Here is a 1,854-nt window from a genome sequence, read left to right as displayed (position 1 = left end):
CACATACCCATAGGCGCGAGTACGACCGCCTTCGTTTTTCAGATAGACCCCCTGCAACTCCGGCGTGAAGCCCGGCAAGCGGTTGATGCCTTCCTCCAGCGCCAGGAAGTACTTGAGCACCGCGCCGCCCCAGACCTCGCCCGGCACCACGCACAACACGCCCGGCGGATACGGCAGTGCGCCTTCAGCGGCAATGCGCCCGTCGGCATCCGCCAGCGCCACCAGTTCGACGTTGCCGCGGATGTATTCGATTTGCGCCTGCTGCGGGTTCATCGCCTTTTTCGGGAAGTGTTCCTTGCGGAACATGTTTTTCTGCAATTGCTGCACGTTGTGACTGCGGTACAGGTCGTGCATTTCCTGGCAGAGCTGGCGAATGGTGTAGTTGCGGTAACGCTCTTCGTATTGGTCATAGATCGCCGGCAGCACCCGGCTCATCGGCGCGTCGTCGCTGATGAAGCGTTCGAAGCGGGCGATCTGTGCGGCCAGGTGGGTCATCTTCGCCCAGTCTTCGGCCGGGGTGAGCAGGAACAGGATCGAGTTGAGGTCGCATTTTTCCGGCACGATGCCGTTCTGGCGCAGGAAGTTGGCGAGGATGCCGGCGTGAATGCCGAAGTCGGTGTAGCTGCCGTCCACCGGGTCGATGCCCGGCGTGGTGAACAGCAACTTGCACGGGTCGATGAAATACTGCTTCTCGGCATAACCGGCAAAGGCGTGCCAGCGATCCTTGGGATGGAACTCGAAGAAGCGGATGTCGTTGGCGATTTCTTCGGTTGGATAGTCTTCCCAGGCGCGCCCGTCGATGGTGTGCGGCACGAACGGACGGACCATGGTGCAGGCTTCGAGGATCAACTTGCGCGCCTCGATGCCGAACTTCACGCAGTCTTCCCACAGGCGCAGGCCGCTGCGGCCGGAGTGAATGCGCGCATTCACGTCCAGCGAGGCGAACAGCGGGTAGAACGGACTGGTCGAGGCCTGGGCCATGAAGGCGTTGTTGAGCCGGTGATGGTTGCAATAGCGGGCCTGGCCTTTGATGTGGCGGTCCTTTTTGTGCACCTGGGAGGCCTGGGAAAAACCGGCCTGCTGCTTGTGCACCGACTGGGTGACGAAGATGCCCGGGTCGTTTTCGTCGAGGTCGAGCAACAGCGGCGAGCAGTCTTTCATCATCGGGATGAACTGCTCGTAGCCGACCCACGCCGAGTCGAACAGGATGTAGTCGCACAGCTTGCCGATGCGGTCGACCACTTGCCGGGCGTTGTACACGGTGCCGTCATAGGTGCCCAGCTGAATGATCGCCAGGCGGAATGGCCGCGGCAGTTGCGCCTTGTCCGGGGCGACTTCGGCGATCAGCTCGCGCAGGTAGTCTTCTTCGAAACAGTGGGCGTCGATGCCGCCGATGAAACCGTAGGGGTTGCGCGCGGTTTCCAGGTACACCGGCGTGGCACCGGCCTGCAGCAGCGCACCCTGGTGGTTGGACTTGTGGTTGTTGCGGTCGAACAGCACCAGGTCGCCGGGGGTCAACAGGGCGTTGGTCACCACCTTGTTGGAGGCCGAGGTGCCGTTGAGCACGAAGTAGGTCTTGTCGGCGTTGAACACCTGCGCGGCGTGTTTCTGCGCCAGCAGCGCCGGGCCTTCGTGGATCAGCAGGTCGCCGAGCTTGACGTCGGCGTTGCACATGTCGGCGCGAAACAGCGTCTCGCCGAAGAAATCGAAAAACTGCCGGCCCGCCGGGTGCTTGCGAAAGAACTGGCCGCCCTGGTGACCGGGGCAGGCGAAGGTCGCGTTGGCGGATTCGGTGTAGTGCTTGAGCGAGTCGAAGAACGGCGGCAGCAGGCTGTCTTCGTAGGCTTTGGCGGC

At 62.5% G+C, this 1,854-nt stretch carries 1 protein-coding gene; it reads right to left on the bottom strand.

What is annotated here, in order from left to right; all coding sequences use genetic code 11:
- A partial coding sequence (speC, locus tag CAG47_RS27580) for an ornithine decarboxylase (RefSeq protein WP_085729442.1) occupies positions 1-1,854 on the bottom strand: 1,854 nt, incomplete at both ends.

The organism is Pseudomonas sp. R37(2017) (assembly GCF_002113375.1).
Classification (GTDB): Bacteria; Pseudomonadota; Gammaproteobacteria; order Pseudomonadales; family Pseudomonadaceae; genus Aquipseudomonas.
The sequence above is the reverse complement of the archived record's forward strand: the minus strand, read 5'-3'. Positions and strand labels throughout refer to the sequence as shown.